5 protein-coding genes and 1 pseudogene are annotated in these 5,308 nt (G+C 41.9%); 1 reads left to right on the top strand and 5 read right to left on the bottom strand.

Translation table 11 applies throughout. The features are described 5' to 3' along the window. From IQ270_RS27830 to IQ270_RS27840, 3 genes and pseudogenes are all read right to left on the bottom strand, one after another. Positions 1–1,922: tetratricopeptide repeat protein (locus IQ270_RS27830; RefSeq protein ID WP_193976373.1), on the bottom strand; the 1,922-nt coding region annotated here is incomplete at its 3' end. Between the two features lie 43 nt (positions 1,923–1,965). Continuing rightward, on the bottom strand, positions 1,966–2,760 hold the full coding sequence (locus IQ270_RS27835) for a hypothetical protein (RefSeq protein WP_193976374.1): 795 nt from the start codon (positions 2,758–2,760) through the stop codon (positions 1,966–1,968). Between the two features lie 405 nt (positions 2,761–3,165). Continuing rightward, positions 3,166–3,654, bottom strand: a pseudogene (locus IQ270_RS27840) (NYN domain-containing protein); the annotation flags it as partial. A 554-nt stretch (positions 3,655–4,208) separates the two neighbouring features. Between IQ270_RS27840 and IQ270_RS27845 the strand changes: the two are divergent. Then, on the top strand, positions 4,209–4,346 hold the full coding sequence (locus IQ270_RS27845; protein WP_193976375.1) for a hypothetical protein: 138 nt from the start codon (positions 4,209–4,211) through the stop codon (positions 4,344–4,346). A 41-nt stretch (positions 4,347–4,387) separates the two neighbouring features. Here the strand turns inward: IQ270_RS27845 and IQ270_RS27850 are convergent, their stop codons facing one another. Both IQ270_RS27850 and IQ270_RS27855 read right to left on the bottom strand, forming a co-directional pair. Then, positions 4,388–4,921 carry a hypothetical protein gene (locus IQ270_RS27850; RefSeq protein ID WP_193976376.1) on the bottom strand — a complete coding sequence of 178 codons (534 nt, stop codon included), beginning with the start codon at positions 4,919–4,921 and terminating at the stop codon, positions 4,388–4,390. A 109-nt stretch (positions 4,922–5,030) separates the two neighbouring features. After that, positions 5,031–5,216, bottom strand: a complete 186-nt coding sequence (locus IQ270_RS27855; RefSeq protein ID WP_193976377.1) for a hypothetical protein — start codon at positions 5,214–5,216, stop codon at positions 5,031–5,033. Positions 5,217–5,308 lie beyond the last annotated feature (92 nt).

Below are 5,308 nucleotides of genomic sequence, written 5' to 3' on the forward strand. Positions count from 1 at the left end.
AATTTATCTTCGATTACATACCATTCAATAATAATGGTTTTTTTATCTATTAGTAATTGTTGAATTTCTGAAAAAGAGATAGGTTTAATTAGGTTCCTTTTGGGATATAAATCGCGAGTGGTGAGGAGTTCAACCAGATTATAGGCTTTGCTGCGTTCAGCATATTCCATCCCTTTGGTATAGTTGCCAATTCCTAGGCAAACTTCTACCATGCTTAAATAGAGTTTATTCCATTTCTCAGCTAATTTTTGTTTAGTTTCATCCCCGGAACGAATCTCACTCCGCAGGAACTCCACCGTGTTAATGACAGCATCAAACGTATCATAAGCTAGCTGCAATTGGGGAACATTTCTGTAAGCAAGACCCAAATTTAATAAGGTTTCTGCATGGTTTTGAGGGAAAGCTGAGCGGGTGTAGACTTCTAAAGCTGCTTTAAAACAGGCGATCGCTCTTTCCAAATTATCAGCTTTATCTCCCCTTAGTCTATCGCTATAAGCAGTCCCTAAATTATTTTGACTTATTGCCCAGTTTTCGGGAAATTGGTCGCGAGTGCGTATCTGTAAAGCTGCGTTGAAACAGGCGATTGCTCTTTCCAAATTTTCGACTTTATCTCCCCTAATTCTGTTGCTGTAAGCATTTCCCAAATTATTTTGAATCATTGCCCAGTCATAAGGGAATGCCTCGATACTGTAAACTTCCAACACATTTTCATAACAGGAAATAGCCATTTCTAAATTTTCCGACCTATCCCCTTGAATTCTGTTGCTGTAAAATGCAGCCAGGTTATTTTGAGTAGCTGCCCATTCTTGTGGAAAAGCCTCACGAGTACGGATTTGCAAAGCATCTTGATAGCAATGTATAGCTTGTTCCAAGTTTTCTAAACGCTTTCCCAAGATGCGGCAATTATATGAAGTACCCAAATTATTCTGAGTAGTAGCCCATTGATCTGGAAAATTTTCACAAGTGTAAACCTGTAAAGCTGATTGATAATAATTAATTGCTATCTCCACATTTTCAGCTCTATCACCAATTATGCGATCGCTATAAGCATTGCCAAGACTATTTTGCAAACTTGCCCATTGATCTGGAAAATTTTGACGATTATAAACCTGTAAAGCTGCTTGATAGAAGACAATTGTATTTTCTAAGTTTTGGCCTCGTACACCTTTTATCCTGTTATAGTATGCCCTACCCAAATTTATTTGACAGGTGGCCCAATCCCTAGAAAAGCTAATAGGAGTAATAACAGTTAAAGCACAACAAAAAGCTGAGATAGCTTTTTCTACATTTTCCGCCTTTTCTCCACAAATTCTATTAGTATAAGCACTTCCTAAATTAATGTGAGTCATAGCCCACTCTATAGGGTAAGATTTCTGATTGAAAATAATCATTGCAGTTTGATATGATACAATCGCAATTTCTAAATTATCAGCCCTATGTCCTCGTGGGAACTGTTGAAGTAAATTTCCAAAATCACAAAGTGCTGATGCTAAATTTTGTGCTTCCTCGGAGAGTAGTTCAGTTAAATAATTACTTCCCCATGTTTGTAGCACTTCCACAAGTTGAGCATTGAGTTTATCTATATTCGCTTGTAAAATTGGGTAAACGACTTGCAGATTCGCATCGCTGTCCGAAATAGCTTGTAAAAGATTCAATAAAAATTTAAAATATTCTTCTGAATTAGTGGCTGATAAATTAGCGAATAAACCCGCTATTTTATTCGCAAGATTCTGCAAAAAAATAGCCGAATTTTCATTACCATTTTCGACCAATAATTTTTCTGCTACTTGCTCCATTATATGGACTAAGTGAGCATCAATTAGTTCCTGGTTAGCACTCAAAACCTCTCCCTCTTGTCCACTCGGACAAGTCAGCAGTGCATTAACCAGATTGAGATAAGCATTTAGACTCTGCTCATCCATTATTTTTGATGCTCACTTATGCTATCAAGGCAATTTGACTTCTTTAGTTTATATCCCAAGAGTTTAAAAGAATGGCCACAATGAATAAAAACTGTGCCAAGTATATTTTTACCTGGGCTACCAGTTCCGGGTTTTTGATGGCTCGACTGAAAAAAGAACTAACAGAACCAAATTTTACCGACAAAATTTCTGATATCTCATCCCATGTGTAGCCATCTAACCACAAGAGACCTATTTTCTGTAAAGTAACATCTTGACGATTACTCATTGGCTTGCCGAAAATATTTTGGGGATTCTGTACCATGATTTGCCTGAATTGTTCTAAAAAAGAAGGGTCATGTTCCTGGGAAGTAAATTGGTCTAAATAAGTCATGTTTGATTCTTCTGCATCCCCAGATTGATGGTTGCTAATTGGTCTATCGGCTGAAACCAGGATATCTATGACGGGTTCCCCATTCTGAGTTCTCCTATGAATGCCACGATGATCAAGACAGCTATCTATATGTTTTTTAGACTGAATATGCCTCGCCAAGTGTAGAATATTTCCTTTTTCAGGATCAAATTTCTTCCGCCGAGTAAATTGGACAAGTGCCAAATCCGTTTCTTGCTTAGTTACTTCTGAAACTTGATTGTACTCACTGGCAGATAATCCAGATGGATGCTTTGGCTTTGAAAGCTGACCAGGTTTGCTGAGTTCTGAAACCAGCCGAGTCCAGGCTCGTTCGTCCTCGAAACTCTTAGGCGGATGCCTCTGCGTTTCGAGGGCTAGCTCGTTCAGTCCGACTTCAGTGGACTTTTCGTTTGGCTCAGGAGATGACTGGTTGTCCTTTCCGACCATAAATAAACGCTCCTTTGAGAGTATAAGTTTATAAAGACCACTGACGAAATATCAACTCCCTAAAGAAAACTTGGTTTTCCGTAGAAGAGCTGACACAGGTTTTGCTTGGAGGACGAGCAGACCTTCTAAGTTAGCGTTCTGTGACACCCTGCGCGAAACTGTAACGGTGTGGTTTGTCATTTATCCAGAAATATCGCTAAAGTTCTGCAAGTCACTTAAATTCTTTTATCCAATGACTCGAAAGGAGACAAAAGCAGCTAGAAGCTTTATGCCATAATTATTTGAGCTTTTTTGAAACAGGGTGATAGCCTCTGTTGAGGACTAACATATTCTGACACGGCGAACTCTCGTCTAGTCAGGATAATCGAACCAGACAAGTGTTTTTATGTTCAGGTGGAAAAAATGTCAGTTAGCCGACTTGCAAATCTTCCCCTTAATCTCCTCCAAATCCACATAAGAATCCGCCACATCAATCAACGCCTCACTCGTCATCGATCGCAAACTCACCACCTCCACCCTTGCCCTCTGAGCACTTACCTTATCCAGCGCACAAGCCAAATCTCCATCCCCACCCACCAAAACCACCGTGTCGTATTGCCCCGCCAAACTAACAATATCCATCGCCATCTCTACATCCAAATTCGCTTTCTTAGATCCATCCGGCCGCTGCAACACCGGCTTAGATACCACCCGGAAACCGTGATGTCGCATCCACAACAAAAAGCCGTGCTGTTTCTCATCCGCAGCTTCTACTCCAGTATAGTAAAAAGCTCGAAATAAATTATCATCTCCTACTAAAAGTTTCAGGAATTTGGTATAATCAATTCTGATTCCCAATTCCTGAATTGCATAAAATAAGTTGGCGCCATCAATAAATATTGCTACTCGCCCGCGACCTGTTTTTGCAGGTACGGATGCTAACCGTTTGAAGACGGCTAACTGCTGCTGGACTTGATCTAATTGTAGAGCGCGATCGCCCAATTCATCCGCGCGATCGTCCAAATCACTCGCCCACTGTTGCAATTGAGTAATTTGCTGCTGCAACTGCGCTTTCTCCAAAGTCAAGACTCGTTCCTGAATCGAACCGATCGCATCAAGCCGATTTTCCATTGTGCGAACAGTCGCTATTTCTGCTGTCGCAGCCGCCAGACGCTGCTGCAAAACTTCCTCAAAACGGCGGCGGTTCATTAAACTCAACCCACAGCACAAAGATAGGGGAATTGCAACCATTGTCTGTTGGGAAACCGCCGCGATCGCCGCTGCGGCAAAAGTTCCCCAAAATGCCGTCTGTTCGGCGATTTTGAGCTGCTGGGAGCCGATCGCCCGCAACAGTTGTTTACCCCAAAATTCATTTTCCGACAGTCGCAGTCCCTCAGACGGGGCGGTAACAGGTGGGCGCCGAAGTGCGATTAGATTAGCCATTTGATTCACAATCCTGAGTAGTAGTTATGATATTTAATCGACTGGGTACAGAACATTTATGCAAAACAATTCATACCCAGGCGATCGCAGCATCCACAGGATTTACCCAAAACAACCCGGTTTCCACAAAATTTCGTGCATTTTTCCGAGAAATATTGAGGTAGAAACCGGGTTTTTAGGCCTGGATGCGTAAGTCCCGATCTAATTAGCTGTCGAGTTGCCGGCGATGGGCGATCGCATCTCCCAGCAAATTCAAAAACTCATCGGGCATCCCATCTAAAAGCTGTTCGGTCAAATCTTTTCGCCCCGGATCGACACCCGTTGCTAACACCGCATTTAATCTGGGCATCGCGTTCGAGTCCACCAACTGAATTAAACCGCTCAAACACCGATTAAACAAGCATTCTGTTACGTGGGCATCCTCGATCGGCAACTCAATAGAAGCGCGAACTTCGCCATCTGTAGGATCGTATTCAAACCGCAGCATCTTGACTTCCCAGCTAATAGCCAGCATTGTCTGAAACAGGAGGCCCTTATAAAGGCAGTCTTTCACCGCCAGCAATTGCGGCGCAACGAATTGCAAAAATTCGCCATTTTCGCTAAGCTGGATGAAGATTACAAAATTATCGACATTTTCAGCTTTGACACCAGTAATGACGCGAGTATTATCAGCATCAAATTTGTACTTCCAGCCGCGTTGTTCGAGACAGTGGGCGATAAAAGGGAGTGTGGTAGCCATGAGTTTTGTGTTCCTAATATATAGATGATTTTCAGGTTGACAGCAGCGCCTTTGTGCGCTGCTATTTGTATATCGGTTAAGCAATCAAGAATTATGCGATCGATTTCTGTTACTTGCCCCCAGGTGGAGTTCTTGGACATTCGCATTGCGCTGTGGTAGGGATAATAGATGAAGGGCGATCGCCCGGTGCAGCTACAGCAGCATTCGTTTTCGGTTCTAAGTAGATACCGTTAATCAAATTGGCAACTAACACCGAAATCAAAGCTGTTTCTAAGACTGTAAATGGCCTTTGCATAATTGACTCCTACTTCAACAGGGGTAAAGAAACTTGAGGTTTATCTTCCTTCTGTTTAGATATCGGTACTATTGCGATTTTTTTATGCATAG

This window comes from Microcoleus sp. LEGE 07076, from assembly GCF_015207455.1.
Classification (GTDB): Bacteria; Cyanobacteriota; Cyanobacteriia; order Cyanobacteriales; family Microcoleaceae; genus Microcoleus.

Coding starts and splice junctions, on each gene's coding strand:
- IQ270_RS27845 (WP_193976375.1), top strand. CDS start 4,209: ATGATATTTAATCGACTGGGTACAGAACATTTATGCAAAACAATTCAT.
- IQ270_RS27835 (WP_193976374.1), bottom strand. CDS start 2,760: ATGGTCGGAAAGGACAACCAGTCATCTCCTGAGCCAAACGAAAAGTCC.
- IQ270_RS27850 (WP_193976376.1), bottom strand. CDS start 4,921: ATGGCTACCACACTCCCTTTTATCGCCCACTGTCTCGAACAACGCGGC.
- IQ270_RS27855 (WP_193976377.1), bottom strand. CDS start 5,216: ATGCAAAGGCCATTTACAGTCTTAGAAACAGCTTTGATTTCGGTGTTA.